Annotated in this window: 23 protein-coding genes; 8 read left to right on the top strand and 15 right to left on the bottom strand. The window is 44.6% G+C overall.

Going from position 1 to position 26,625, the window contains the following annotated elements; genetic code table 11:
- Window positions 1–7 precede the first annotated feature (7 nt).
- Window positions 8–748 carry an outer membrane lipoprotein-sorting protein gene (locus DBZ36_RS19705; RefSeq protein WP_120356698.1) on the bottom strand — a complete coding sequence of 247 codons (741 nt, stop codon included), beginning with the start codon at window positions 746–748 and terminating at the stop codon, window positions 8–10.
- A gap of 163 nt (window positions 749–911) precedes the next feature.
- Between DBZ36_RS19705 and DBZ36_RS19700 the strand changes: the two genes are divergently transcribed.
- Window positions 912–1,820: a bifunctional GNAT family N-acetyltransferase/hotdog fold thioesterase gene (locus DBZ36_RS19700; protein WP_158589159.1), complete on the top strand. Its 909-nt coding sequence runs from the start codon at window positions 912–914 to the stop codon at window positions 1,818–1,820.
- A 28-nt stretch (window positions 1,821–1,848) separates the two neighbouring features.
- Window positions 1,849–2,748, top strand: coding sequence for a LysR substrate-binding domain-containing protein (locus tag DBZ36_RS19695; protein WP_120356696.1), 900 nt, complete (start codon window positions 1,849–1,851; stop codon window positions 2,746–2,748).
- A 12-nt stretch (window positions 2,749–2,760) separates the two neighbouring features.
- On the opposite strand, the gene DBZ36_RS19690 is transcribed toward DBZ36_RS19695, so the two are convergent.
- From DBZ36_RS19690 to DBZ36_RS19650, 9 genes are all read right to left on the bottom strand, one after another.
- On the bottom strand, window positions 2,761–4,956 hold the full coding sequence (locus tag DBZ36_RS19690) for an AsmA family protein (RefSeq protein ID WP_120356695.1): 2,196 nt from the start codon (window positions 4,954–4,956) through the stop codon (window positions 2,761–2,763).
- Between the two features lie 175 nt (window positions 4,957–5,131).
- Complete coding sequence (glpD, locus tag DBZ36_RS19685; RefSeq protein ID WP_120356694.1) at window positions 5,132–6,640, bottom strand: glycerol-3-phosphate dehydrogenase; 1,509 nt, start codon at window positions 6,638–6,640, stop codon at window positions 5,132–5,134.
- Window positions 6,641–6,833: 193 nt separating this feature from the next.
- Window positions 6,834–7,601, bottom strand: a complete 768-nt coding sequence (locus DBZ36_RS19680) for a DeoR/GlpR family transcriptional regulator (protein WP_120356693.1) — start codon at window positions 7,599–7,601, stop codon at window positions 6,834–6,836.
- Window positions 7,602–7,659: 58 nt separating this feature from the next.
- On the bottom strand, window positions 7,660–8,739 hold the full coding sequence (locus tag DBZ36_RS19675; protein WP_120356692.1) for a DUF481 domain-containing protein: 1,080 nt from the start codon (window positions 8,737–8,739) through the stop codon (window positions 7,660–7,662).
- A 12-nt stretch (window positions 8,740–8,751) separates the two neighbouring features.
- A complete protein-coding gene (locus DBZ36_RS19670; RefSeq protein WP_120356691.1) occupies window positions 8,752–9,222 on the bottom strand; it encodes a DUF3299 domain-containing protein in 471 nt (156 codons plus the stop codon).
- A 3-nt stretch (window positions 9,223–9,225) separates the two neighbouring features.
- Entirely contained in the window at window positions 9,226–10,449 is a 1,224-nt protein-coding gene (locus tag DBZ36_RS19665) for an ABC transporter permease (RefSeq protein ID WP_120356690.1), read from the bottom strand.
- Window positions 10,436–11,149: an ABC transporter ATP-binding protein gene (locus DBZ36_RS19660; protein ID WP_120356689.1), complete on the bottom strand. Its 714-nt coding sequence runs from the start codon at window positions 11,147–11,149 to the stop codon at window positions 10,436–10,438. Before DBZ36_RS19660 ends, DBZ36_RS19665 begins: the two co-directional genes overlap by 14 nt.
- A 1-nt stretch (window position 11,150) precedes the next feature.
- Window positions 11,151–11,687, bottom strand: coding sequence for a ZrgA family zinc uptake protein (locus DBZ36_RS19655; RefSeq protein WP_120356688.1), 537 nt, complete (start codon window positions 11,685–11,687; stop codon window positions 11,151–11,153).
- Between the two features lie 41 nt (window positions 11,688–11,728).
- Entirely contained in the window at window positions 11,729–12,079 is a 351-nt protein-coding gene (locus DBZ36_RS19650) for a hypothetical protein (protein ID WP_120356687.1), read from the bottom strand.
- Window positions 12,080–12,153: 74 nt separating this feature from the next.
- On the opposite strand from DBZ36_RS19650, the gene tpx reads away from it, so the two are divergent.
- From tpx to DBZ36_RS19625, 5 genes are all read left to right on the top strand, one after another.
- Entirely contained in the window at window positions 12,154–12,648 is a 495-nt protein-coding gene (gene tpx, locus DBZ36_RS19645) for a thiol peroxidase (RefSeq protein ID WP_120356686.1), read from the top strand.
- A 239-nt stretch (window positions 12,649–12,887) separates the two neighbouring features.
- Entirely contained in the window at window positions 12,888–14,390 is a 1,503-nt protein-coding gene (gene glpK / locus DBZ36_RS19640; RefSeq protein WP_120356685.1) for a glycerol kinase GlpK, read from the top strand.
- A 95-nt stretch (window positions 14,391–14,485) separates the two neighbouring features.
- Window positions 14,486–15,670: a sugar ABC transporter substrate-binding protein gene (locus DBZ36_RS19635; RefSeq protein ID WP_158589158.1), complete on the top strand. Its 1,185-nt coding sequence runs from the start codon at window positions 14,486–14,488 to the stop codon at window positions 15,668–15,670.
- Between the two features lie 2 nt (window positions 15,671–15,672).
- Window positions 15,673–17,838 (top strand): GGDEF domain-containing protein, encoded by a 2,166-nt coding sequence (locus DBZ36_RS19630; RefSeq protein WP_120356683.1) that lies wholly within the window; start codon window positions 15,673–15,675, stop codon window positions 17,836–17,838.
- 72 nt (window positions 17,839–17,910) lie between these two features.
- Window positions 17,911–18,282, top strand: coding sequence for a DUF2750 domain-containing protein (locus tag DBZ36_RS19625; protein ID WP_120356682.1), 372 nt, complete (start codon window positions 17,911–17,913; stop codon window positions 18,280–18,282).
- On the opposite strand, the gene recG is transcribed toward DBZ36_RS19625, so the two are convergent.
- From recG to DBZ36_RS19600, 5 genes are all read right to left on the bottom strand, one after another.
- Window positions 18,279–20,360 carry an ATP-dependent DNA helicase RecG gene (gene recG / locus DBZ36_RS19620; protein WP_120356681.1) on the bottom strand — a complete coding sequence of 694 codons (2,082 nt, stop codon included), beginning with the start codon at window positions 20,358–20,360 and terminating at the stop codon, window positions 18,279–18,281. The two genes, DBZ36_RS19625 and recG, sit on opposite strands and share 4 nt — an antisense overlap.
- An 80-nt stretch (window positions 20,361–20,440) precedes the next feature.
- Window positions 20,441–21,277, bottom strand: coding sequence for a UTP--glucose-1-phosphate uridylyltransferase GalU (gene galU / locus DBZ36_RS19615; protein ID WP_120356754.1), 837 nt, complete (start codon window positions 21,275–21,277; stop codon window positions 20,441–20,443).
- Between the two features lie 137 nt (window positions 21,278–21,414).
- Window positions 21,415–22,788 carry a Re/Si-specific NAD(P)(+) transhydrogenase subunit beta gene (gene pntB / locus DBZ36_RS19610; protein ID WP_120356680.1) on the bottom strand — a complete coding sequence of 458 codons (1,374 nt, stop codon included), beginning with the start codon at window positions 22,786–22,788 and terminating at the stop codon, window positions 21,415–21,417.
- Window positions 22,789–22,800: 12 nt separating this feature from the next.
- Window positions 22,801–24,336 (bottom strand): Re/Si-specific NAD(P)(+) transhydrogenase subunit alpha, encoded by a 1,536-nt coding sequence (locus tag DBZ36_RS19605; RefSeq protein WP_120356679.1) that lies wholly within the window; start codon window positions 24,334–24,336, stop codon window positions 22,801–22,803.
- Window positions 24,337–24,742: 406 nt separating this feature from the next.
- On the bottom strand, window positions 24,743–25,102 hold the full coding sequence (locus DBZ36_RS19600) for a hypothetical protein (protein ID WP_120356678.1): 360 nt from the start codon (window positions 25,100–25,102) through the stop codon (window positions 24,743–24,745).
- Between the two features lie 105 nt (window positions 25,103–25,207).
- On the opposite strand from DBZ36_RS19600, the gene DBZ36_RS19595 reads away from it, so the two are divergent.
- Entirely contained in the window at window positions 25,208–26,623 is a 1,416-nt protein-coding gene (locus DBZ36_RS19595; protein ID WP_158589157.1) for a sensor histidine kinase, read from the top strand.
- Window positions 26,624–26,625: the final 2 nt, after the last annotated feature.

The raw sequence follows: 26,625 nt of genomic DNA, 5'->3' as shown, positions 1-26,625 counted from the left end.
ACCGTTGTTAGTGAGAGTTTTGCAGTTGCTCTAAGGAAAAAAACTGCGCGTCTATTTCAAAGTTGAATGCAGCGTCATGAGTAATGATTTCGGTATATTGCTTTGGTTTATCCATAGGCATCATTCTCATTCGCGTTGCTATTTTTCGGCCCCCAACAGTTGCAACATCCCAAGTGGTTAAGATGTTTACCACTTCGTCAAATTCATCATAGAACTCGGCTTGGCGTTGCAGGTAACTGTCCTGACTTATCCAAAGTTTAACCTTACTCCAGACTACAGGCGCATCGGGTTTTGCGTTTGCGATGACCACAAAACAGCGGTCGTTATCAACCACATCATCGCTCAACAGACTGTGGTCGTAATCAATGACAATGGAGCTTTGATTGATAAGGTCATCATTGGTGAAATCTGAACCCATCCAACTTTGGCTTAGCATTGAGCTTGAAAGCTTGATGACTTGAGAAACCTTTGGAATCCACTGCCACATTTGTTGCTGACGTTTTAGAGAGCTGTTCCCTTTATCTTTGGCAGGCTCGATAACGGTTACTAGTGCGTAGTCGCGGCCTAAGCTCCAAGACTTCATACGCATGCTACGCTGCCAAGTAGGACGGACGATGGTCATGCTTAATTCACTGTAAGCGCTGTCACCACGCATTTGTTGGTCAGACTGAAGAACAATTTCACTGGCTGTTTGGGCCATAGCTGGCTGTGCTAACATCAACAATAGTAAGCCGGTCATTGCTCGCATAGCGCCTCCTGAAGGGCAATTTACTGGGTAGTGCTCTGTATACTTAATTATAGGTAAAGCTTCGCAGTAAACTTGTGAGCAGCCTAGCAAATATACGGTGATTGTCAGTGGTTACAAAAATGTTAATATGGGTGCGTTTTTACGTAACAATAAAAGGGAATCCATGTTTGATGTGATCGTACCAACAAGTGCGCAAGAGCTAGAGCAGTACTATCGCTTCCGCTGGGAAGTGTTAAATAAGCCGTTACAAATGCCGCTTGGCAGCGAACGAGATGCTTATGATGAGCTTAGTGTACATCGTATGGTCCGCAATCAAGATGGAGAAGCGATTGCAGTTGGTCGTCTATTTATAAGTGATGCAGATGAAGCACTCATTCGGCACGTTGCGGTAAGTCCCCATTTACGTAAGCAAGGGCTAGGTATTAGCTTGATGGCAGCCTTGGAGTCAGCGGCTCACAGTGAGGGGGTTCGTCGTCTGGTGGTAAATGCCCGAGGGGACTCTTCAAACTTTTTTAGCCGTTGTGGTTATGAAATGGCCTCTGAGCCTGAGTTTGATAAAGCTAAAATCAAGTATCAGCAGATGGTGAAGCGACTGGATCCCGAGCACTACTTCATCCGACAGCCCAAATTATGTGTTGAGTTGCAAAACATGCTGAGTCAACAAATTCCAATTAGCGATAAAATGGGAGTGCGTTTAGAGCAATACACTGGACGCGAGCTAAGCGTTAAAATGCCACTACCTGGGAATACCAATCCCCACCAAAGTATGTTCGCAGGTAGTATTTATAGTTTGGCAGTGATGGCTGGTTGGTCAATGGTGTGGCTAATGTTGCGCGAACATGGCTTGCAAGGCGACATTGTGCTGGTTAAAGGAGAAATTAAATACCGCAAGCCGGTGCTAGGTGACGCGCTAGCCTTGGCCAATAAAAGTGCAATGCAAGGTAGCTTATTACCCTTGATCGAGAGTAAGAAATGTAAAATGAAAATCACCATTGAGCTATTTAGTAATCATGAGTTAGTAGCTCAAATGCATGGTATGTATATGATTTTACCCAAGGAAAATGCAGAATAGTTAAACTTTCATTAAGTAATGGCGTGACATGGGTCTTCATCTTCGATTTACCTTAAAGCAATTACAAGTTTTTGTGGCGGTTGCGCAGCAAAATAATGTTGGCAAAGCGGCGCAAAAGCTGGCGCTTAGCCAAAGTGCTGTGAGTATGTCTTTGTCACAATTAGAATCCGCACTTGGTCAAAGTGTATTTGAGCGGCATGGTAAACGCTTGCAGCTAAATCATTGGGGTGTATGGCTACGCCCTCGTGCTCAACGAATTTTATCCGAAGCACAACATTTAGAACTAGGATTTGCTGGTCAGCAATTAATTTCTGGTGAAATGCCAATTGGCGTAAGCCAAACCATAGCCGAGTGCTTGTTACCCGACGTTATAGGTCGATTGGACCAGCAGTATCCTCAATTGCGAGTAGAAGTCAGCGTCAGTAACAGTGAACTGGTGGTTGATGGCTTGTTAGAACATCGTTTTGCATTGGGTATTATTGAAGGGAATTGTTTTGATAGCCGGCTCGAACAAGCGCTTTGGTGTGACGATGAATTAGTTATTGTTGCAGGTAAACAACACGCCCTTGCCCAAGTCGAGAATGTCAAAATGGCCCAATTGGCTAAAGCTAGATGGGTACTGCGCGAGTCAGGATCAGGAACCCGAGAGATTTTCCAAAGCGCAGTCAACGGTCGGATTAAAAATCTGAAAGTATGGCGCGAATATAGCCATGTACCAACCCTGATTAAGCTGGTTGAACAGGGGAGTTATTTAAGTTGCTTGCCTAAGCGTAGCGTAGAACAAACCCTGGAGTCAGGGCAGCTAGTTCAACTACAAGGTCATGAATTAGAAATGCTACGTCGTTTTAGTTTTGTGTGGCTTAAAAGTAGTGGCAACAGTCCGTTAAGGGATTGTGTTATACAAACCGCTCGTGAGCTCATTCATTGATAAACATCGTCATCATGATGGGCGAAATGCAGGTCTACATGGGCTTGGTCGATTTGGATTCACCAAAAAGGTATTTAGTTTAGGAAAATAGCTTCGATCCTTCAGGAAATGATCGATAATAACCTCTGGCTCACTAAAGTCTCCTTCTAGAGTTCGCTGTATTTTCCAACAATCGCCATCTTTAACCGATAGTCGCCAACCATCGTAGCTATTGGAACTCAAATCGAACTGACCACTTAAGGCTAAGGAGTAGGGCTGTGTTAATAGGTTCTGTTCTGGAATACGTAGCAAGCCTTCTTCTATGCTTGCCTGTAACTGAAGATTATTGAACTGGCTATCTCCCGACGGAAGGGCTTCATATGATTTCCATAGCGCGCTCATGCCTTGTGCTAGTGGTTTCTGATAATCGATAAAGCTTTTGTCGGGGTCCTCTATTAAGTGCTCGAAGTATTGATTGAGGTCGATGTTGTTTAAAGTTATTTTTTGACTGCTAAGAGTAAGACTGCCATCAACACTTTCTGGGATTTTGTGCCATAAACCGCGTGCGTTGCCACTTAGTTCCATGTCTCCAGCGATTTGGAAGCCAGAACTGCCGCTAATGCGGGCCAAGGGAGAAATATCCAGTAACAAGCCCTTTAGTTCCGCTTGCCAAGGTAGTCCCTGCTGCTCCAGCATTACTTTAACTTGAAGTTCAATTTGGCCCAGGGGTAACTCGGCATACAAATTTGCAAATGAAACATCAGTTTTAGTGCCAATATCGGCGCTCAACTGACTTAGAACTAGCCCCCGATAAGCAAATTCAGGAAGTTCCATAAATACTTTGGTTTGGGTCTGCCACATTTGTTGCCAGTCTTGAAGCTGCCCATCTTTGATAATAGTAATGGTATCCAAATCTAGATCTAAGCCTTGCGCTGATAATGGCAAACTATCTACATATGACAATACCTTTACTCCTTTAATACGAGCTTGTTGTAAAAACAGGTAGGTGAGCGGTAGAGAACTATCAGCAGATGATTCAAACCACTCCGGCAGAATGGGGATTTCGTTACCAGATAAGCTTAGTTCATGCACGGTCAGTGCATTGTGTGGCGGTGGCTGGTAGCTGGCGCTAAGCTGTACTTTGCCTTTATTCCAATTGCCGTCCAAGGCGGTGAGTCGTAATACACCTTGTTCGAAAAGACCGTTGGCGCTTACTTTTTCAAGCTGATTGTTATCTAAGACTAACTGATCCGAAATTATAGCGAACTCCAGTTTTAGATCACTTGGGTCTAGCGGCCAAGCCATGCTAGCTTGGCTAATTTCAGCACTAAGTTTATCGGCACTGAAAAGCTGCTGATTGTAGCCAATGACGGTATTGATTTGACTGACGAGAGCTTCGTCAATTTCGATTCTCGTTAGCCAGGGAACAGGATTGGTAGCGGTGCTAGTCACAGCTTGTTCAATATAGGGTACGTAGTATTCCAAATTAGCGTTTTCGAGACTGAATTGGCTTATGCGTAAATTACCGTTACTAAAGCTAGCTTGCGCTCGTACTCGACCCTGAAAAATGTCAGCACCGAAATGCTCTAGTTCAAGCTTGCCTTGAAGCCATTGAAAACTTATCTGCGGGAGTTTCATATCCACGTGATTGCTATTTAAATATCCGGCGTTTGCATGCAAGCTAAAACGCCACATTAGCGGGTCACTAAAATGCTGCGTAGGTATTTCCAAGTCTTCAATGCTTAACTCAAGCTTCTGCAAGCGCAGATCATTGTGCTCATCTTTATAATGAATCTTGGCATCACTGAGTAGAATTTTGCTGATATTAAGTTGATCAACCCAGTCGATAGACTGGCTTGTTGAGCCGGTTTGCTCGGATTCTTTTAGGGCGCTGGCATCGATTTCAACATTGACCTTATCAAGATAGACATGCTTCACGTCCATCGTGCCCTGCAATAATTGCGTAATACCGAGATTTACGCGAACTTGCGCAGCACGTACTTTTGCTGCTTGCGCATAATTTAAGTCAAGGTCACTAAGTTGTAGGGTAAGTGGTTCGAATATATTCCATGCGCTTTTCCGATAAGAAATCTGTATTTCAGGGTTGCTATTAAGCTGCTCAAGGATTTCACCGCGATAGCGATCGGGGTGAAATGAAAATAGAAAAAACGTGAGTGTGGCTAGAAATATGAGTAAGACTAAACCCAGCAAGCTTAATATACTTCTCATCGATGCCACTATTCCCTAACTATTTGTTTACGAGCTCTAAATTAATAAATACCACAAACAAAGGAATGCAACAATCAAAGCTTGGACAAGCTCGCTGAGAGTTTGAGCTTTAATTAAAAGGGCTAAATAATAGACAAGGCCCTAAATTGCTATTCGCAAATAGGGCTAACGGTCATTATATGCTTGCACGCAGTGCGTCGAAACTAGGTTTGAGGTGTGTTGCCAATTGTTGCTGTTCTTCTGAACTCATCTCCAACCCTGTCTTGGTTCGTCGCCATAGTATGTCGTCAGCAGTAATTGCCCATTCATATTCGCGTAAATAATTGACTTCAGCGAGGTACAAGTCAGCTCCAAAGTGTTGTCCTAACTGCTCAACGGTACTTGCACCATTAAGAAGATTAGGAATTTCACTACCATATTGGTTGACCCAACGACGTAAAAGAGTCTCTGGCAACTGTGGGTAAGCACGCTTTACTTTCTCAAAGTAATTGTCACGGCTACCAGAAAAATGAGCTCCGGGTAGACGAGCGCTTTTGGTCCAGGCAGGCTTTGGTGCAGGGACTCGGGTGGTGATTTGCTCAAGTGCCGCCTCCGCAAGTTTGCGGTATGTGGTTAGTTTACCGCCAAATACAGATAGTAATGGTGCGCCCTCATGTTGCTCCGATAGCTCAAGCGTATAATCACGAGTTACCGCAGAGGGATCGCTTGATTCATCTTGGCATAGTGGTCTCACACCGGCGAAGCTGTGTACGACATCAGCCGGACTAATTTGCTTTTTAAAGTGTTGATTGACGACATCACAAAGATATTCAGTTTCTTGAGCGCTAATATGCACTTGCCGAGCGTTGCCTGTAAACTCTACGTCAGTGGTACCTATTAATGAAAAGTCATTTTGATATGGAATCACAAATACGATTCGTTGGTCTTCATTTTGAAGAATATAGGCTTGAGGCTCATCGTGGATCTTCGGAACCACAATATGACTGCCTTTGACTAGGCGAATAGTGCGAGGTGGTTTGGCCTTAAGTTCTTGTTCAAAGAAGCTTTGTACCCAAGGACCTGCAGCATTGACTAAAGCCTTACAGGTATAGCTTTGTGTGGTCGCTGTTTGCTGGCATTCCACTTCAATCTCCCAATGATCAGCTTGGCGTTCAGCACTGATGACTTTATGCTGGGTTTTAATCAGAGCGCCATGCTCTTTCGCAAGCCGAGCATTGAGTATGACCAATCGCGCATCGTCAACCCAACAATCAGAATACTCGAAGCCACTGGTTATCTTTGAATTGAGAGCGCTGTGTTCGCCAAACTTGAGTCCGGTGCAGCCTGGTAGGGCAGAGCGACTGGCAAGATTGTCATATAAAAATAGCCCAGCACGTATCATCCACCAAGGTCTCAAATGAGGTCGATGAGGAAGGCGAAATCGCATTGGAGTAGCAATGTGGGGAGCCAGTTGTAGCAAAACTTCACGTTCTTTAAGTGCTTCACTGACTAAGCGAAACTCATAGTGTTCTAAGTAACGTAAACCACCATGTATAAGTTTCGAGCTTGCAGATGATGTAGCACTAGCCAAATCTTGCTGTTCGAATAAAGCGGTTTTTAAGCCTCTGCCAGCTGCATCAGCTGCGATACCCACACCATTGATACCGCCGCCTACAACAATAATGTCGAAGTCTGTTGTTGCCATGATTACTTCCCTAAAACTAGTTTTCGCCAACACCCATGGTGGTTTAATTCGAAACCATAAATGTTCGTATTCGAGCATTTTAGCGAAAAGTCGAACAATTTAAAGTTAAACTTTGAATAAAAGCTTAATTATTGTTGATTTGAGGTTAATTAATTGGTGGGAACTGTTGTGACTGGCAGACTAAAAGTTCATTTTAGATTGCACAAAGCACAAATTTTACGTCGCTGGCTTCAATTTGTTTAAGCAAAGGCTCAGGTGCTTGCTTATCGCTAAAAATTTGGTCGAGCTGTCGAATGTGACCAATATTGACCATAGCGTTACGGGCGAACTTAGTATGGTCAGCGGCTAACATAACATGGCGCGCACTACTAATAATCGCTTGAGTAACACGTACTTCATGGTAGTCAAAATCGAGTAAGCTACCATCAAGATCGATACCGCTGACAGTGACGATCCCAAAATCAAGTCGGAATTGCTTGATAAAGTCGATAGTCGCCTCGCCAACGATGCCGCCGTCTCGATTGCGTACTTCTCCACCAGCCACGATGACCTTAAAGTCTTGTTTAGGCATTAAGATACTCGCGACATTTAGGTTATTGGTCACAACGCGTAGATCTTTGTGGTTAAGCAGGCCTTGAGCAATCGTCTCAGAGGTGGTTCCAATGTCCAAAAATAGTGAGGCACCATCAGGAATTTGTTCACAAATCGATTTAGCGATGGCTTGCTTTTCTTGTTGCAGTCGGATTTTACGACTGGCGTACGGATCGTTTGTCACACTACTTTCAAGTACTGATGCACCACCATGATGGCGCCTAATCTGCTGCAGTTCGCTTAATTCATTGAGGTCCCGTCGTATGGTTTGGGGACTCACTTTAAAGCTTGCGACAAGTTCATCTGTGCTCACGAAGCCCTGAGCTTGTGCGAGTTCAATAATCTGCTGGTGGCGGGTACTTTGTTTCACGCGAATCCTTGTGGCTGTTGTGAACGTCTATTTTAAGCACATGCAGTGAGGATTACTATCATAGTGATAGTCCGAGGCCAATCATGTAGGTTAAGTCGGTATTTTTGGCTCGTTGGCCATCTGAATTGGGCTGGGGATTTCTGGAATAGTCCCAAATAACAGAGAAGTCCAAATCAAAATCTTCATTAAGCTCATAGGAAATTGTCGAAACTAAATGATGATTATACCCGGATTCAGATGAGTCAAATAATTGGGCGCGATATGTGCTTTCCCAATCGGTTCGATCGCCAATTTCGTGGTCTAACTCAGATTCCAATACGATGGTTGCAGAGTTTTGGGTTGAACGCGTACCTTCCGTAACACTTGCGTAGCGAGTGCTTTGATAGGCCGGACCCACTGAAGCGTCCCACTCCGTTTTTTTGGTGTCGATAAGGTGTTTACCTAAGGCTGCACCAAGGGTATTTCTGTGGGCGATATTCTGAAAAGTGTCGGTATAGTATTCGTAAGACAGCGGAGTAAAAAAGTACTGCGGCGAAAAGAAGTAGTCGTACTTAAGATTAATACGGTGATTATCGCTGGTTTGGATGTTTTCTGCTTCTGATACGCGCCCCAAGTAGTCTAACGACAATCGGTCCTTCGCCGAGCGACGCACACCGCTGAAAGTGCCTGAGAAATCGGTTTTATCGCTGTTACCACTGCTGGAGGACAAACCCAAGGAGGCCTTTGCGGTCCAAAGGTTGATTTCACGCTCACTACTACCGCCTATGGTTAATAGTCGGCTTCGGTCAAACTCGAGTTCGGTTCCTTTGGAATTGGTAAGCAATACCTTATCTTTGTTTATTTCGATAATGCCTTCAAATGTTGGACCCGCATAAATATTAATGCTTTTTGGCTTGCGACTCAGTAGGCGCACTACTTTGTACCACTTAATGGTGAGGGTACCAAGATCGCGACTTTTGAATTCTAGTTCTTCGTTGTAAAGACCTCGGATCGTTCCACTAAGCCGCTCTCCGCGCCGAAGCTCAACCCAATCATATTGATCGTCAGGAAAGTCATTTGAGCTCGATTGAGCCCAAACAGGACCAATTAACAACAGCCAACTGGCTAATACAACTGCTATTCCTTTCAAATCACTCATCCATGACAAATTCTATTGCGTATATAGAGTAACTGATTTTGGTTGCGAAATAATATAGGCACTGGTCGCTTGCATGTCATCAACATAGTGCATTTGTGTTTCTAGCCTTCCCTCTATCCAAACCGGCTCCCAGATGTCTTCAAGCATAACGCCCTCGTCGGACTGGACATACACAATTTGGTTGGCAGGAGGAGGAGGGTAGTGGATACAAGCGCCCATATAGGGCACCAGTAAAAACTCTGTAATCAGTTCGCCTTTTGTTTCTAACGGAACCACAAATCCTGGAATACGGATATCTTTGCCCACAATATCTTTATTAATACTCACAACCGCGCTTTGCGTCGCAATATTATCGTGGCTTTGTTGGGGCATAAATTGACTTTGCATGCGCTCGTTTTCGGGAATTAGCTGCTCCCATATATCCGCGTCAGCATTGGCAAATAAAGGGAGTAGTAAACATAAATTTATTAGTATTTTTTTCATAAGTTAAGTCTTTATCATCATGCCGTCACTCAGTGACAGTCGGTAAGCGTGAAGAGCAGGTAAAATACCTGCGGCCATACTCGCGGCAATGAACAAAGCGAGCATTTTCCATTGCACTAAACTTAGCGCTTCAATGCTTAAGTAAAAGCCTAGTTTTGATAACAGTATCGGCTGTAGAGCAAATAAACCCAAGTATAGAAATCCGACAGCGATTAGGGTTGAACCAATAGCCAAAATAAGAGACTCGCTCACCAATAACAGAAAAATTGAATGGGCTCGAGCACCTAGGGATCTCAATATCGCCATTTCTCGGCGACGCTCGCGTAATCCGGCTAAAATAACGGTTATCATGCTTAGTAGACCGGTAAACACAACGCAGATTGAGATAGCAAATAGAGCTTGCTCAACACTGTCCATCATGGTCCAAAGTTCATGTAGCGCTATTCCAGGTAGGATGGCTAGTAGCGGTTCTTGTGAGTACTGGTTTAACTCGCGTTGCAATTCAAAAACTTGCATTCGTGATTGAGTGCCAACCAGAGCCGCGGTTATGTTGCTGCTCTTAAGTTGTTCTGGGCTATAGGTTTCTTGATAAGGCAGGTGGATCGCTTCTATGGCAGCAAGTGATACAATGACACTGCGGTCGACAGGAGTTGCTGTTGGTTTTAGGATGCCATCAATTGTAAATGGATGTTGCTGATGTCGACTGAAACTAACATCACCTAAGCCATGTGCTACGACGACTTGGTCCCCGATCGAATAGCCAAGTTCACGGGCAACCTGCGCGCCAATAGTGACCGAATACAATTGGCTTAACGGCCCTCCTTGAGCAAATTCTAAGGCTTGTTTGTTACCATAGCGAAAGAACTCAAAAAAGTTATTATCAGTACCGACAACCCGAAAACCACGATGAGAATCACCTAGGGAGATGGGGATACTCCACTTCGTTTTAGAATTATCTCGAAGTGCCTCATAGCTGTTCCAACTAATATTGTTGTTGGCATTTCCCATATGAAAAACTGAATACAAGAGTAGCTGAGTTGAACCACTTCGGGCTCCGACAATTAGATCTGTACCAGAAATCGTATTGGTAAAGCTTTGCTTGGTTTGAACTCGAATAGTTTCGACTCCAAGTAATAAAGTGACACTCAGCGCGATGCTCAACATGGTTAAAAAGGCGCTTAGCTTTCGATTCCAAAGACTAAGGAATGCTAACTTAATCAATCGCATGACTAGCACTCCTATTGAGTGTTGGCAGCGCAATTTGCTGCTCGAAATTGTGGGCAAGACTCGGGTCGTGGCTGACAAATAACAAGGTGCTGCCGTTAAGGCTTGCCTCATGCATCAACAATTCTATGAAATGGTCTCGGTGCTGTGTATCCAAAGCGGAACTGGGTTCGTCGGCAATAATTAGCTCCGGACTAGCAATCATGGCACGCGCTGCAGCGACTCGTTGTTGTTGGCCAATACTCAGTTGATTGACAGGATTTCCAAACATGGAACGGTCAATGTCGAGTTGCTCTAGCAGGCGCATTGACTCATTCTCGATACTGAGGCCTCGTTGTTTCAGGCGCTGACTTCTAGTCTTCGAAAACGCACAACCTAAGCCAACGTTGTCTAAAACACTCAGATATGGAAGTAAGTTAAACTGTTGAAAAATAAATCCAATATGGTTGGCTCGTAAGCGATCTGCTTGCGCTGGGCGAAGCTGGTTGATCGACTGTCCTAAGAGTTTAATCTCGCCCAATTGTGGCCTTAATACTCCTGCGATCAAACTTAAAAGTGTCGATTTTCCACAGCCACTAGGACCTTGTAAAAAGGTGTGTTGGCTTGGATTTAGTTGAAAACTGTCGATATCTAGGCATAAGTTTGCTTGGCGTGGCCAAGCAAACTGTAGGCCCGATATATCCAATATCGGTGTTGGGGTCATATTACCAGTCCAGTGTATCGTTGCTAGGATCTAGGCGAGTTTGATGTTGACCTGAATCAGTAATCGCGCGTACATCCAAGTGTTGTAAACCTTCAAAAACCTCAAAGCCCTTAAAGCGGAGTTGCGAGATAGCTTCACAATTGAATTGATAGTGGACATGAATATCCATGTGTTCAGAATCATCATGCTCATCATGCTCATCATGCTCATCATGCTCATCATGCTCATCATGCTCATCATCGTGGCTCGATAAACCAGCCATATCGATATCAAACTCGCTCAATACGCACTGGCTGCCAATATCAAACAAAAAGCTGGCTTGTTGTAACTCGGTTTCGAGCTGTTCTACTTGCTGTTCTTGCTGGCTGTTTGCAGGTTTATGCTCAAATCCAAGGGCCGAGTCAGCTGGAATGATTAGCTCTAGAGCTAGGCTTTGTTGATCTTGTACTAAGTTCAGTACCGCTAGACCATGTTGATGCGCAGGCTGCGCCACGCTTAGGCCAGAAATGAAGGCTAAGCTTACAATTGTAGTTCGCATGGGTTCTCCCAAAAATAAAAAATAGATATTAAATTTTTTGTCTATTCATTATACGAGGGAGGAGAGCGACAGCGCTTAACCGCCGGGCAACGTTGCTGACAAGATGTAAACAATGAAGGACGGAAAATAGGCTTGCTTGCGGAGACGGCAACGAGTTCAACATGACTTTCAATTAGACCGTTTACCCCGGCAAAGCTCTGGCCAAGTTGACACTCTATGTGATGATTGTCTTCAATTGCGTGTTCCAACTGATGCGCAGCCGAAACTATATTTGCACCCAAAAGAGCAAATACAATAAATAACAAAGGCGCTAAGCGCTTTGGCCATGTAGTAAGGCCAGCAACAAGTTTCATCATCTCGCGATAGTAACAAATAAATCGCGGCTGTGGCATTTGAATTAATCATGACAAATAACGAAGGCAATGCTAGTTTTAAGCGGATTAACTTAATAATTCAAGGATTGGAAATGACAACTGTTACACTTCAAGGCAACCCATTTAGCATCATTGGCGATTTACCAAGTGTGGGTTCTCAAGCACCAGATTTCGTTTTGGTAAAATCTGATTTATCCGAAGCAAGCTTAAGTTCCTTTCAAGGTAAACGACTTATCCTTAATATTTTCCCTAGTATTGATACGGGAACTTGTGCGACTTCAGTACGGACTTTCAATCAAAAAGCAGCCGAGCTTACCAACACGGTTGTGCTTTGCATTTCTGCCGACCTACCTTTCGCCCAGGCTCGGTTCTGTGGTGCTGAAGGTATAGAGAATGTAGAAAGTCTGTCGTCGTTCCGTTCAGCCTTTGGTGCAGACTACGGTATCGAGTTGAGCAACGGCCCCCTGCAGTCATTGCTGGCACGTTCGGTTGTCGTACTTGATGAGCAAGGCAAAGTATTACATCAAGAACTTGTTGGCGAAATTGCCGACGAGCCAAACTATGATGCTGCCTTAGCTGTTCTATAAGCGCTTTATTATTAGGGCAAGTCTTCAGGACTTGCCGTTTTCGTTTCGCTTACCAGCGCCAACACATAACATTCGCTTTCAATTTCTCACTATCCTACCGCTGTTCCTAACTTGAACTAGGCAAATGCTGCGATTATATTGCAAATAAGTGTCTAAGGTGTTGCTCCAGACTTTGGAAGAATGTAACATTTCGAACATATTATCATTTGTACTTTCGTTTTCGCTCATCAGGTGTATTTATGGAAAAAGCCCAATACGTTGTTGCCCTCGATCAAGGGACAACTAGCTCTCGCGCAATCATTTTTGATAAACATGCGAATATCGCCGGGACCACGCAACGTGAATTTACTCAGCATTTTCCAAAACCAGGTTGGGTCGAACACAATCCTATGGAAATTTGGGCCAGTCAAAGTGCTGCTTTAACCGAAGTGTTAGCTAAAACCGGCATTCGCTCCGACCAAGTTGCCGCCATTGGCATCACCAATCAACGTGAAACGGTGATCATCTGGGATAAAACCACCGGGCAACCTGTATATAACGCGATTGTATGGCAATGTCGTCGCACCACTGCTATTTGTGAGCAGTTACTTGCTGATGGACATGAGGACTATATTCGCGAAACCACGGGTTTAGTACTGGATGCATATTTTTCTGGTACAAAAATTAAGTGGATTCTGGATAACGTTGAAGGGGTTCGTGAACGCGCCGAGAATGGCGACCTTCTTTTTGGTACGGTTGATACTTGGCTGCTATGGAAGTTAACCAACGGACGCTCACATTGCACCGATTATACAAATGCCTCACGAACGATGCTTTTCGACATCAAAACTCTACAATGGGATAGCAAGATGCTAGAAATCTTGGGTATTCCAGCATCGATGCTTCCTGAAGTTCGATCATGTTCAGAAGTGTATGGTCAAACCAATATTGGTGGTAAAGGCGGTACACGTATTCCAATTTCTGGTATCGCAGGGGATCAACAAGCGGCTTTATTTGGGCATCAGTGTCTGGAAAAGGGTATGGCCAAGAATACCTATGGTACAGGTTGTTTCTTGTTGATGAATACCGGCGAAGAGCTGGTTCGTAGTAAAAATGGCCTAATTACAACGATAGCATTTGGCTTAGATGGCAAAGTGAATTATGCCCTTGAAGGCAGCGTATTTATGGGCGGTGCCGTTATTCAATGGCTACGCGACGAGCTAGGCCTTATTCGAGATGTATCCGATACCGGCTATTTTGCGTCTAGAGTTGATGACTGCAATGGTGTGTACTTGGTACCTGCCTTTGTCGGTTTAGGGGCTCCATATTGGGACCCGTATGCGCGTGGCACCATGGTTGGTTTGTCACGTGGTGCGAATCGTAACCACATCATTCGTGCCGCACTGGAAGCAATTGCTTATCAAAGCCGAGACGTATTAGACGCAATGGCAAATGATGCTGGAATTAAACTGAAACAACTTCGAGTTGATGGTGGCGCGGTTGCCAATGACTTTTTACTACAATTCCAAGCCGACATTGTTAATACACCTGTAGAGCGCCCAAGTTTGATTGAATCTACTGCCCTAGGCGCGGCATATCTTGCTGGTTTAGCGGTTGGTTTTTGGAAAAACACCGATGAATTGGCTAGTAAAGCTAGTATCGATCGGGTGTTCGAACCCAATATGGAAAATCAACAAAGAGAGCATTTGTATAAAGGCTGGCAAAAAGCGGTTAAACGTAGCCGTGATTGGGAGTCACATTAAACAAATAAAAACTGTCAAATAAAGGTCATATAAGCTTGCACGAATACGTTTTCAGGTACTATAGAGTTACAGAAATGTAAACTCGGAGAAGCGTGGTGCAAAGACGGTGGCCTAAATCATTGGCAATTCTGTGTTGCTTAGCATTGCCCAACCTTAGCTGGGGGGGCACAACGCTTACACTATGGAATATCCATGACGCGCATGAGTATATTGAACGCATTTCCAAAGAGTATTTTGAGCAGCAAGATATAGAGATAGAGGTATCTACTTACTTGTTGGAACCGATGAAAACCGAGTTGCTCGCTCGCAAAGGTCGCAGTTCCATGCCAGATATGTTGATCGTACCTGCTGATTTTTTAGGCATGCATGTTGAACTAGACTTTATCCCCTTAGATGACTCATGGTCATTGAATCTTATCAACGACAGTGCCCGTCAAAGCGCTAATCTTAACAACACCTATTACGGCCTGCCCTTGCTTCAAGGGAATCACTTGATGCTTTACTACAATAAGCAATGGGTAAAAACCCCTGCTAAAAACTGGCAAGCCATGTTTGATCAACAATCGAAATTGGCGAAACAAGGTGTCGAAACCATTGTTTGGGAATACGACCAAATGTTTTGGTTTATGCCTTTTTATGGTGCATTTGGTGGTAATCCAGTGATAGATGGTGATGTTAACCTTGATAATCCAGCGATGGTTAGCGCGTTAGACGCCTATAAAAATTTATATGACAAAGGGCTGGTTCGTCGCGACTGTGATAATTACTGTGCAGAAAGTAGTTTTAAGGCGGGTAAGCAAGCCTATGTTATAACAGGCGATTGGGCGCTTTCAGACTTTAGTGAGGCCTTGGGTGAGAATTTGGGGATAGCTGAGCTGCCAGCTATCGGAGAGCTAAAACTAGTTCCGATGTCATCTTCATATGTCTTGGTAGTACCCGGACAAGTAGATGGGGCTCGTTTAGCAGAAATAAAAAAATATGCGCAACATTTAGTTAGCTATGAAACTCAAATTGAAACCTATAACGAAACCAAACTACTACCTACCAACGCCCAAGCATTTGATCAAGTATCCAAGAATTCTAGTGGTTTAGATCGTGAAATTCTTAACCAATTTGCCCAAGGTCAAGGCATGCCAATCGACCCCGCGATGGGTATAGCATGGGAGGTTATGACCCATAGCTTCCGACGCTTTATGGATCAAGGGTTTAGTGCTTGGCGCACGGCAAAATACATGCAGCAACTAGCCGACAAAGTAAGTAAACAAAGGGCCGAGGAATAAATATGCCGAGATCGCGCCTCAAGTACGCCCGGGTGATTGCCTTATCGGTGTTCATTGCTTCAGTTTTACCTAGTATTGGTTTGTCATGGTTATTGATCAATAAACATACCCAGAATGTAGAGCAAGCTACTGAGGACGAACTTACTCGGATTGCGCAAAGCGTGCGTGTTGAACTCGTACACCGTTATAATAATTTACTGAGCAATATTGAACTCATATCCAACGACCGTACCTTGAATCAAGCCATTGAAGACTTTTTGTATGCCGGCAATGCCTACAGTATTTTAGAGCGTTTCTCAAATCTGAGCTCAAGTAGACAATCAGTTTATTTGGTATCCAAAGATTTTGAAGTAGTGGAGCAATATCAAGGCTATATTGATGCGTTTGAACAAAGTCCGATAGTTCGTAAAATTAAGCGAGAAATTGCACAGCAGCCGCTAGACCATGACCGACAACTGGTGATGGTGATCGAAGACCAAGAGTTGTTTAATAGTCCCGATGGTGAAAGACCAATTAGTATGGGATTTGCCATTGTTAGCCCGATTTACAATATGGCGTTGCATCACGATTTACGAACTGAAGCCAACGGTTATTTGATTTCTATCAATAGCTTTCAAGCAGCCATCGAATCACAACTTGGTACGCTCGGAAAGTCAGACATTTTGACCATAGATTACAATGGTGTGTGGTTGGCTAGTAGTCGTAACCCGGACACACCGAAGGGCGAACACGAGCTTAGTGTCGTTGAAAGCTTTGTTGTCTCCGCTCCAAGTATGAACTCCGATTTAGCGTTTAACCTACATATAAGTCGTGATTTTGGTGCACGAGGAAATAGAATCAATTATCTCGAGACCCTAAGCTTTAGCTTTGCAGGGATTATCGCGCTAAGTGTGATCATATCTTTGATTATTGGTCGAATGGTCAGCCAGCCTTTTAGACGTATGTCTGAGATCATAAACCAATTTAAAGATGGAAATTACCGTTTGGACCAAGAGCGAGAGTTTCGATTTGATGAACTACACCGCATGCAAATTTTAATTCAGAGCATGGGCGGCAGAATCGAACAACAACTGTTCTTGATGAACAAAAAAAATAAAGAACTTGAGCAAGTTTCGGGCTTAAAAGATCAATATTTAGAGGAAGTGAAACAGTTTAATGTGCAACTTGAGGCGCGGGTTGTAGAGCAAACTAAAGCCATGTCTTTAACGCTGAATCATGCCCAGCACCACCGGGAATTACTGCACACATTACTAAACCTTAGCTATGATTTACAACAATGCAAAAATAGTGATGAAGTGAATGAAATCTGTGTTTCTGGATTATGCCGAATCTTAGTGAGCGTGCCGGTTGCTATTATGATTCGTCGTATCGGCGAGCAAAACGATAGCTTTTTGAGCAGCGGTATTAGCCTAGAAGAGCAGCAGCTGATACGTGATCAACTCGAGGTGTTTTTTAACCGAAAACATTCGCAAACAGCTGAAATATTCACGGTTGCATCGTTTAACTATTCCTTATTCCCACTTGCGGGTGTGAGTGAGTTTTACCATGGTTGTATATTGATACGCAGCGATGAACTTAATCTCGAAGTTAAGGATTCGATGAGCCTATTTGCCCGTCAGGTTGGCTCCATAGTTGAAAGCATTGAGCTTAATTCAGAGCTACAACTGGTTGCTCGAACCGATGCACTTACAGGATTGGCAAATCGAAAAGCTTTTAATGAAGCAATGGAGCGCCAAACCGGTTTATATAAACGATATCCCAAGGATCATTTTGGATTGTTTATTGTCGATGCAAATGGTTTAAAACAAGTTAATGATCAGTATGGGCACGATCAAGGTGATGCACTAATTTGTAATATTGGTGAGATTTTACGTAGTCAAGTTAGAGGGGTGGACAAAGTTTATCGCTTGGCTGGCGACGAGTTTGCGATCTTAGTAAAAAAAGGGGAGCTGGTGTCTTGTAAGGCTCTTGAACTGCGTCTGCAGCAGGTCAGCTTAGAGCATTTTCAAGTAATGACACCTAATGATGGCGAAACAGTTAAGCGCCCAGTGAGTTTTAGTGTGGGCTACGCTTCAAGCGAGACGATGCCGATAGAGGACATGTTTAAAGCTGCTGACAAGGCTATGTATGAACACAAAAGTGCTTATTACCAACATCAAAAAAGTTAAACATTGGCTAATTGTTTGGGATCGATCGCGAAACTGTTAGACTTGCCGCCTAAAAATCTCCAAGGATAAACAATGAGCGATATTGAACTAAGTACCAGCCAAATCTCTGCGATAGAAAGCATGAGTGACCAAGTCCGTTATGACTATTTGATTTCTCAAATGAAGAATCAAGGCAAGGTATGGACTTTGGCTGACGATGAAGGTTGTTTGATGGTGCATACCGGCCAAGAGAATGCCCTGGTGTTGTTCTCACATGAACAGTTAGCGCAGCTTTGGGCAAAGCAAGACCACCCGCAATGCAAGCCGCTGATGATCGACTTCGAAGTATTTGTTCAAAAATGGCTTCCTGGAATGCAAGCCGATGAGCACTTCGTGGCGCTGTTACCCAATCTAAATGGTGACTCGCTATTGGAAAGTGCCGAGGACTTTGCCCAAAATTTTTAAGCCTGAGCGTAGGCTCGTTTCTCCCCAACCCAGCGCTTAATCAGTGGCTCGGCTAGTTCAGGGAACTGCTGAGCAATTGATCTTGCGAGACTTTGAGCAGGCGATATCAGCGCTTTATCACGGATTAAATCACACAGCTTAAATTCTGCTACTCCGGTTTGTTTGGTTCCTAGTAATTCGCCAGGCCCTCGCAATTCCATATCGCGTTGAGCAATCACAAAACCATCATTACTTTCACGTAATACACTCAAGCGCGCGCTGGCTGTTTTGGATAGGGGGCTGTGATACATTAACACACAGTGACTGGCGACTTTACCGCGCCCAACTCGACCGCGAAGTTGGTGCAATTGCGCTAATCCTAAGCGTTCTGGGTTTTCAATAATCATTAAGCTCGCATTGGGTACATCCACTCCAACTTCAATCACCGTTGTGGCGACTAAAACGTCAAGTTCATGGGCTTTAAATTGTTGCATCACCCACTGTTTTTCTTGCGCTTTCATTCGACCATGAACCAAGCCAATACGTAAATCAGGTAATTGATTTTGTAGTTGCAGCGCCGTATCTTCAGCCGCTTGGCATTGTAAGCTCTCAGATTCCTCAATCAGGGTGCAGACCCAATAGCTTTGCCGGTTTTCATTTTTACAGGCTTTATGGACCCGTTGGGTTACTTCTTCGCGGCGGGTGTCTGGAATTGCAACGGTTGTGATTGGGGTTCGCCCTGGTGGCAACTCGTCGATTACCGACAATTCTAAATCGGCATAAGCGGTCATCGCTAAGGTGCGCGGTATCGGCGTCGCCGTCATGATCAGTTGATGGGGTAGGCTTCGCTCTCCAAGCTGGTGAGCTCCTTTGTCGCGCAAAGCCATACGTTGATGTACGCCAAATCGGTGTTGCTCATCAATGATCACCAGTGCTAATTTATGAAACTGGACTTGATCTTGAAAAATCGCATGGGTGCCTACAATCATGTGACTTTGCCCAGTGGCTACTCGCTCCAAAGTTTTTTCGCGCGCTTTACCTTTAAGTTTTCCACCGAGCCAGTCAACTTCGAAACCTAAAGGCTCAAGCCAAGCCTTAAAGTTTAAAGTATGTTGTTCTGCAAGAATCTCAGTGGGTGCCATTAACGCCACTTGGTAACCTCGTCCAAGGGCTTGGATCGCTGCCATTGCCGCCACTAATGTTTTGCCACTGCCAACATCACCTTGTACTAATCTCAACATAGCCTGATTTTGGCGCAGATCTTGGCTTATCTCTTTAACCACTCGGCTCTGAGCATTTGTGGGCTTAAAGGGCAGTGATTGTAGAAATTGTTGTTTAAGTTTTCGAGGTTCGCGCAATGGGCAAGCGGGCTGTGCCTGCTGTTGTCTGCGCATTGCTAACATGCTTAATTGGTGCGCACATATTTCTTCTAGCACCAAGCGCTGCAGTGCTGGGTGTTGCCCATTGACCAAGGACTCAAGTTCGACACCTGGCGGCGGGCGATGCAGCATTTTAATCGCTTGGTTTATATCGTCTAGGCCCAAGCGGTGTTGTTCGGGTAATAATTCTCGCAGCGGGTATTGAGCTAATAAAAGCAGGGCTTGGTCGCTTAAGTTTCGAAAGGTATTTTGTTTTAGTCCTTCGGTTGTGGGGTAAACAGGCGTCAGCGCTTCTTCATGTTGGTCAAACTCTCGGCTACCCTCTAGGCGATACTCTGGATGAATAATTTCCCAACCATGATGGCCGCGTTTTACTTCTCCAAAACAACGTATTTGTTGGCCAACGACTAAACTAGATTTTTGCGCATTACTGAAGTTAAAAAAGCGCAGGGTTAAGCTGCCGCTGCCATCATCAATATGACAAACCAACATTTTGCGCCGAGCATATACCGATTCAACGCGACGTATCTCACCCACAACACTAGCTTGGATGCCATGCAGCAGCGATTGAATTGCCCAAATTTGAGTGCGGTCTTCATAACGAAGTGGCAAGTGAAAAAGTAGATCGGAAACCGTGCTTATGCCTAGATGTTCAAGCTTTTGGGCAAGTTTGTCACCCACGCCTTTGAGCGCGGTAATCGGCATATTACTCAGTTTCATTGATAGGAACTACTGTAAAAATGATCAGATAAAACTGAGTATATAAAAAAGCCCGCAATTAGAACAGGCGGGCTAGAGGGCTAGTCTTTGTTTTTTGGTAAATAGATGTTTTCGTAGCAATAGTTGGTTGCTTCTATGTAACCTGGCACGCTACCACAATCGAAACGTCGACCTTTAAATTTGTAGGCAAGTACGCAACCAGTTTTCGCTTGTTCTAGTAAGGCGTCGGTAATTTGAATTTCATCATTTTTACCGGGCTCAGTACGTTCCAAAATATCGAAAATATCTGGAGTGAGAATATAGCGACCAATAATCGCTAAGTTGCTTGGGGCAGTCCCTGGTTCGGGTTTTTCGACCATATCATCGACCCTAAATAGGTCGTCTTTTATCATTTCGCCAGAGATAACCCCATATTTATGAGTTTCTTCATCGGGGACTTCCTGCACCGCAACGATGCTACAACGAAACTGTTTGTATAAATCGACCATTTGGGCAAGTACGCCTTTATCTTCGTTAATACATAAGTCATCGGCAAGTACCACGGCAAAGGGATTATCACCGACCAATCGTCTGCCGGTTAAAATCGCATGCCCCAAGCCTTTCATTTGACGTTGGCGGGTCATCGTAAAGCTAGCACTCTCGATCACGTGGCGAATATCTGTGAGCAATGCTTCTTTAGAGGTGCCGCTGATCTGGTGCTCTAATTCGTAGTTGGAATCGAAGTGGTCGCTTATCGAATGCTTACCACGGCCTGTCACAATGCACATGCCTTCAATACCAGCTTCAAGAGCTTCTTCAACACCATATTCAATTAAGGGCTTGTTGACGATAGGCATCATTTCTTTAGGCATGGATTTGGTCGCAGGTAAAAAGCGGGTACCATAACCAGCTGCAGGGAAAAGGCATTTTTCGATGATAACTTTGCTCATAAAAATCTCGGTGCGATTTTAGGAAAGTTCAAGACTAGCAAAGCTCAGTGACAATTCAAATCGCTTATATAAAAAAAGCCAAGCGAATGCTTGGCTTAGTCACAATTAAATGAATTTGTTGCTAATTACAGCTCTTTAAGTATCGCATCAACGCTGGCTTTAGCATCGCCAAACAACATGTCGGTGTTGTCTTTAAAGAACAATGGGTTTTGAACTCCAGCATAGCCGGTAGCCATGGAGCGTTTAAACACAATCACGTTCTTAGCATTCCATACTTCTAGCACAGGCATACCTGCGATGGGACTGCCTGGCTCTTGTGCTGCTGGATTGACGGTATCGTTTGCGCCAATAACCAAAACCACGTCTGTGTCTTTAAAGTCGGCATTAATTTCGTCCATCTCTAGCACAATGTCATAGGGTACTTTGGCTTCGGCCAACAGCACGTTCATGTGGCCGGGCAAGCGACCTGCAACAGGGTGAATAGCGAAACGTACATCAATTCCTTTGGCACGCAGTTGTTTAGTTATTTCTGCAACCGGGTATTGCGCTTGTGCCACTGCCATTCCGTAGCCTGGGGCAATAATGACTGAACGTGCGTCTTTAAGCATCTGAGCGACTTCAATAGCACTAGCTTCGCTGTGTTCACCTTGGTCACCGTCGATGACAATGGTGCCTTCTTCGGTGCCAAAACCGCCGAGAATGACACTAATAAAGGAGCGGTTCATGGCTTTACACATGATATAAGACAGGATGGCTCCCGAGCTACCAACTAAAGCACCAGTTACGATGAGTAGATCGTTGCCGAGCATGAAACCTGCTGCAGCAGCAGCCCAACCCGAGTAGGAGTTCAGCATTGATACGACTACAGGCATATCTGCGCCGCCGATGCTGTTCACCAAGTTGTAGCCGAATACAAAGGCAATTAACGTAATCAGAATGAGCGCAAACATGCTGCCATTGCCCATATAGATACTACCTAGCCAAATAGAGACGAGTAGCATGCCTAAGTTTAGCCAGTGTTTACCGGGAAGCGACTTTGGAGAGCTTGAGATAAGTCCACGCAGCTTGGCAAAGGCGACCACGGAACCGGTAAAGGTGACGGCACCAATAAAGATCCCGAGAAACACTTCGACATCATGGATGCTTTTAGCCGCGCCAATGAGATCGGGGTGGTCAATTGCGCTAGAGAACCCAACCAAAACTGCGGCCATACCGACAAAACTGTGCAAAATCGCAACCAGTTCCGGCATTTCGGTCATTTCAACCTTAAGTGCCAATTTAACCCCAATCACAGCACCAATTGCCATAGCTAAGGTGATAATCCAGCTTCCACCGCTGACCTGTGAACTTGCAAGGGTTGCGATAACCGCAACCACCATACCGATGATTCCAAAAATATTACCGCGTTGAGCGGTTTCTTGCTTACTTAGGCCTGCGAGACTGAAGATAAACAATACAGCTGCAATTAAGTATGCAGCAACGAGTAGTCCTTGTGACATGTGATGTTTTCCTTAGTCTTTGCGGAACATTTTAAGCATGCGCTGAGTGACGGTGAAACCGCCGGCGATGTTGATGCTAGCGATTAGAATCGCAATTCCTGAGAGGAATAATACAATCCCACTGGCTTGTGCGGTCATCTGTACTAAGGCTCCAACAATGATAATTCCACTTATTGCGTTGGTGACACTCATCAAGGGTGTATGCAAGGAATGGCTGACGTTCCAGACCACGTAATATCCGACGACACACGCTAGAACAAAGACCGTAAGGTGTTGTAAAAATTCAACTGGTGCTGCGTTAGCAACCTTTGCAAAACCAAAAACAGCAATAGCAGCAAGTAGTGGTTTTAGCCATGGTCGTTTTGGAGCTTCTTCCACAACCGGCGCGTTTACAGCTTTCGCTGGCTGCGGCTTAGCTTGCGCACTGACTTTTATTGCTGGTGGTGGGAAGGTGATTTCTTGTTCACGAACAGTTGTCACACCCCTAATCACTTCATCATCGAAGTTTAGGTCAATATTTCCGTCTTTTTCTGGGCTTAAAAGCTTGAGTAGATTGACTAAGTTTGTGCCGTACAATTGGCTACTTTGAGCCGGTAGTCGGCTTGGCAAATCGGTATAGCCAATAATAGTGACGCCTTCGCGTTGCACAACTTCCCCAGGTTCGGTAAGTGCACAGTTACCACCGGTAGCGGCGGCCAAGTCTACAATCACGCTGCCTTGCTTCATGCTTTTCACCATTGCCTCAGTGATAAGCTCTGGAGCGGGTTTACCGGGGATAAGTGCAGTGGTGATGATGATATCTACATCTTTGGCTTGTTCTGCGAATAACGCCATTTCTGCTTCAATAAAGGCTTTGCTCATCACTTTGGCGTAGCCGTCACCGCTGCCTGCTTCTTCTTCGAAATCGAGCTCTAAGAACTGAGCCCCCATAGAGTTAATTTGCTCTGCAACTTCTGGGCGTGTATCAAAAGCGCGGACGATAGCTCCCAAACTTCCTGCTGCACCAATTGCTGCCAAACCGGCAACACCAGCCCCGATAACCAGAACTTTTGCGGGTGGAACTTTACCAGCAGCAGTAATCTGTCCAGTAAAGAAGCGTCCAAAATTGTGGGCTGCTTCGACAACGGCTCGGTAACCGGCGATATTTGCCATAGAGCTTAGGGCGTCCAAAGACTGTGCACGGGAAATGCGTGGCACCATATCCATAGCGAGTAGATTAATACCCTGGGCTCTTGCTGCTTCGAGATACTCGGGGTTTTGAGCCGGCCAAACAAAGCTGATGACAGTAGTACCGGCTTTAATAGCTTGGAGCTCATCTTGATTTGGAGCGTTGACCATCAAAATGAGGCCGCAGTCCAAAATTTGTTGTTGCTGAGTTATGGTTGCCCCCGAGTCAAGATAAGCTTGGTCGGTAAAACTGGCTTTTGAACCGGCGCCTTCTTCGACCAGAACTTCAAAACCAAGTGCTATGAGCTGAACCACCGTTTGCGGGGTCGCCGCAACTCGGCTTTCGTTATCGAAGCTTTCCTTCGGAATCCCGATTTGCATACTTCTATCCTTTAGTAAGTTAAATCCAATAATAATAGGGCGTCTGAGCCTTATCGTTAAATTCTGTTGGTTCTGCTGTGAGTCGAAAGCTGACACAGATGAAACTTGGAGAGCCAAGTCGTCTAGCTGGACTTTGTTATGCAAGGGCACAAGGTTTACACCACCTTATGGTTTAGTTTACTTGTGCTTGACGATGGTTTTGGCAATGCTTAGCCATCAAAACTTGCTGTGCAGCCTAGTAATATGGAAAGAACTAGGCGGGGAGTCAAGTATGGATAGATATCCACGCGATATCACGACAAAGCTGTTACACATTTGTGGCTAGGGGTCACATTTGGTTTCTAATTCGTGGACAAAGTGTTAACGCGGGACTGTCAATTTGCTAATCTGAACAAAGACAGAGGACTTAAGATTGACTTGGAAGGAATTTTAATAGCATTTGTTCTATCATCGATGAGCACAGATCACCAGGCACGGCTTGGCTTGCACCAAGTTTCATAACTTGCACAGCTTGTTTGACGCGGTCACATTGATAAACAACCACTAACATATCGCTGTTGTGGCACATCGTTTCAAATAGCTGAGATTCAAGATCGGCTATATGTGCATCAACTAGTATTAAAGATGCACAAGCTAAACTGTTGTTATCTATGTGCTCTAACGATTGTGACCAAAGTACTGGTCCTGCCATTCGTTCAATTTTTTCTAGGCAGGCTGCTGGAAGCGATGCTTTTGAGCCAAGCACCACCAAGCGATGATTGAGCATTTCATTCGCCTTTGCTGATAAGTATCAAAATAGTATGCTGATGTTTAAAAGCGCACAATTGGGGATAACCCCTACGCCGAATAGTAGTCTTGAATAAGGATGTTCATGTTTCGATTTCAATGGTGGCAACAGCATGTTTTAGCACGCAAAATGATTGTGGCCGCCGTTCTATTTAGCTCATGTGTGACCTTGGCAATGACCTTATTTCAGCTAGGACTTCAATACCGTCATCATATTGAAACCATTGAAAGTAGTTCGACCATTGTGCGCGGATCAATACAGAAGAGTTTAGTGCAAAGCATTTGGGATTTTGATGATGCGACTACTCGTTTGCAAGTTGAAGGGGTTTTACAACTTCCTTATGTTCGTAAGGTCCGTCTAAGCCTAAGTGATGGCCGCTTATTTGAATATGGTAGTGATTCTACAATTCAGCGTCGTAGTGAGCGCATTCCTTTAGTCTTTGATCAAGGTAACGATAGACGTTATCTCGGAGAGTTGTTCATTGCGGCCGACTTAGAAAGCGTGTATTGGGATCTATCTAACTACGCAATGACGGTATTATTCTCGAATTTCTTAAAAACGCTATTAGTAGTTGGCTTCCTAAGCTATGTATTTGAGCGAAATGTTGGACGTCATCTAAACAGGCTAATAGAGCACACGAAAACTCGTAAACTAGCCGGTTATGGTCGTCCTCTGCACTTAGAGCGATTAGCAAACGAACAAATTGACGAACTCGATGTGTTAGTCGATTCCTATAACGAAATGCAGCAACGCATTGAAGACGAACACGATCAAACCTTGGCGGCTTTAGAAACGCGTCAAGAACTGCAACAGCAGTTAGAGCAGCTTGACCGGCAAGTCATGATGGGCGAAATGGCAACCAGCCTCGCGCATGAGCTTAATCAGCCACTGGCGACAATTACCGGTTATGCCGACATCGGTCAGCGATTTAATCGTCAGGGTGAGCAACAAAAGCTAGCAGAAATTTTGGATAAAATTGCAAGTGAGGGACTTCGAGCCTCCGAAATTATTGTCCGTACCCGCGAATTTATTAAAAGCCGTACCCATACCTTAGAGCGTATCGAAGTTAGCAAGCTTGTAGCGCAAAGTGTCGAATTAGTGTCGCATGTGGCATTGCAACAGCAAATCGATATTCAAATCGTAAAAATGGTCGACAACTGTTGGGTCAATGGGGATATTGTTCAATTACAACAGGTGCTTACTAATTTATTACGTAACGCAATCGATGAACTTAAAGATCTCGATTCGGCAGAAATTTGGATTAAAGTGCGAAGCGAAGACGAAAAAGTATGGATAGACGTCCACGACAATGGCCCAGGGATTGCAGACAATATAATAGGTAAGATTTTTGACCCCTTTGTGTCGACTAAAAAAGATGGTATGGGCGTCGGTTTAGCAATTAGTTACAACTTAATTGAGGCACATGGCGGTGCCTTAAGTGCCAGTAATCGAAAAGCAGGTGGTGCGACTTTTACCGTGTTGCTGCCCACAATCAAGTAATA

The organism is Alginatibacterium sediminis, assembly GCF_003610775.1.
Taxonomy (GTDB): Bacteria; Pseudomonadota; Gammaproteobacteria; order Enterobacterales; family Celerinatantimonadaceae; genus Alginatibacterium; species Alginatibacterium sediminis.
Note: the sequence above shows the minus strand (reverse complement) of the source record. Positions and strands in the feature narration are given on the sequence as shown.

Excerpts from the sequence above, each read along its gene's own strand:
- DBZ36_RS19705 (WP_120356698.1), bottom strand. The coding sequence starts at position 748 with ATGCGAGCAATGACCGGCTTACTATTGTTGATGTTAGCACAGCCAGCT.
- DBZ36_RS19700 (WP_158589159.1), top strand. The coding sequence starts at position 912 with ATGTTTGATGTGATCGTACCAACAAGTGCGCAAGAGCTAGAGCAGTAC.
- DBZ36_RS19695 (WP_120356696.1), top strand. The coding sequence starts at position 1,849 with ATGGGTCTTCATCTTCGATTTACCTTAAAGCAATTACAAGTTTTTGTG.
- DBZ36_RS19690 (WP_120356695.1), bottom strand. The coding sequence starts at position 4,956 with ATGAGAAGTATATTAAGCTTGCTGGGTTTAGTCTTACTCATATTTCTA.
- glpD (WP_120356694.1), bottom strand. The coding sequence starts at position 6,640 with ATGGCAACAACAGACTTCGACATTATTGTTGTAGGCGGCGGTATCAAT.
- DBZ36_RS19675 (WP_120356692.1), bottom strand. The coding sequence starts at position 8,739 with ATGAGTGATTTGAAAGGAATAGCAGTTGTATTAGCCAGTTGGCTGTTG.
- DBZ36_RS19670 (WP_120356691.1), bottom strand. The coding sequence starts at position 9,222 with ATGAAAAAAATACTAATAAATTTATGTTTACTACTCCCTTTATTTGCC.
- DBZ36_RS19665 (WP_120356690.1), bottom strand. The coding sequence starts at position 10,449 with ATGCGATTGATTAAGTTAGCATTCCTTAGTCTTTGGAATCGAAAGCTA.
- DBZ36_RS19660 (WP_120356689.1), bottom strand. The coding sequence starts at position 11,149 with ATGACCCCAACACCGATATTGGATATATCGGGCCTACAGTTTGCTTGG.
- DBZ36_RS19655 (WP_120356688.1), bottom strand. The coding sequence starts at position 11,687 with ATGCGAACTACAATTGTAAGCTTAGCCTTCATTTCTGGCCTAAGCGTG.
- DBZ36_RS19650 (WP_120356687.1), bottom strand. The coding sequence starts at position 12,079 with ATGCCACAGCCGCGATTTATTTGTTACTATCGCGAGATGATGAAACTT.
- tpx (WP_120356686.1), top strand. The coding sequence starts at position 12,154 with ATGACAACTGTTACACTTCAAGGCAACCCATTTAGCATCATTGGCGAT.
- glpK (WP_120356685.1), top strand. The coding sequence starts at position 12,888 with ATGGAAAAAGCCCAATACGTTGTTGCCCTCGATCAAGGGACAACTAGC.
- DBZ36_RS19630 (WP_120356683.1), top strand. The coding sequence starts at position 15,673 with ATGCCGAGATCGCGCCTCAAGTACGCCCGGGTGATTGCCTTATCGGTG.
- DBZ36_RS19625 (WP_120356682.1), top strand. The coding sequence starts at position 17,911 with ATGAGCGATATTGAACTAAGTACCAGCCAAATCTCTGCGATAGAAAGC.
- recG (WP_120356681.1), bottom strand. The coding sequence starts at position 20,360 with ATGAAACTGAGTAATATGCCGATTACCGCGCTCAAAGGCGTGGGTGAC.
- pntB (WP_120356680.1), bottom strand. The coding sequence starts at position 22,788 with ATGTCACAAGGACTACTCGTTGCTGCATACTTAATTGCAGCTGTATTG.
- DBZ36_RS19605 (WP_120356679.1), bottom strand. The coding sequence starts at position 24,336 with ATGCAAATCGGGATTCCGAAGGAAAGCTTCGATAACGAAAGCCGAGTT.
- DBZ36_RS19600 (WP_120356678.1), bottom strand. The coding sequence starts at position 25,102 with ATGCTCAATCATCGCTTGGTGGTGCTTGGCTCAAAAGCATCGCTTCCA.
- DBZ36_RS19595 (WP_158589157.1), top strand. The coding sequence starts at position 25,208 with ATGTTTCGATTTCAATGGTGGCAACAGCATGTTTTAGCACGCAAAATG.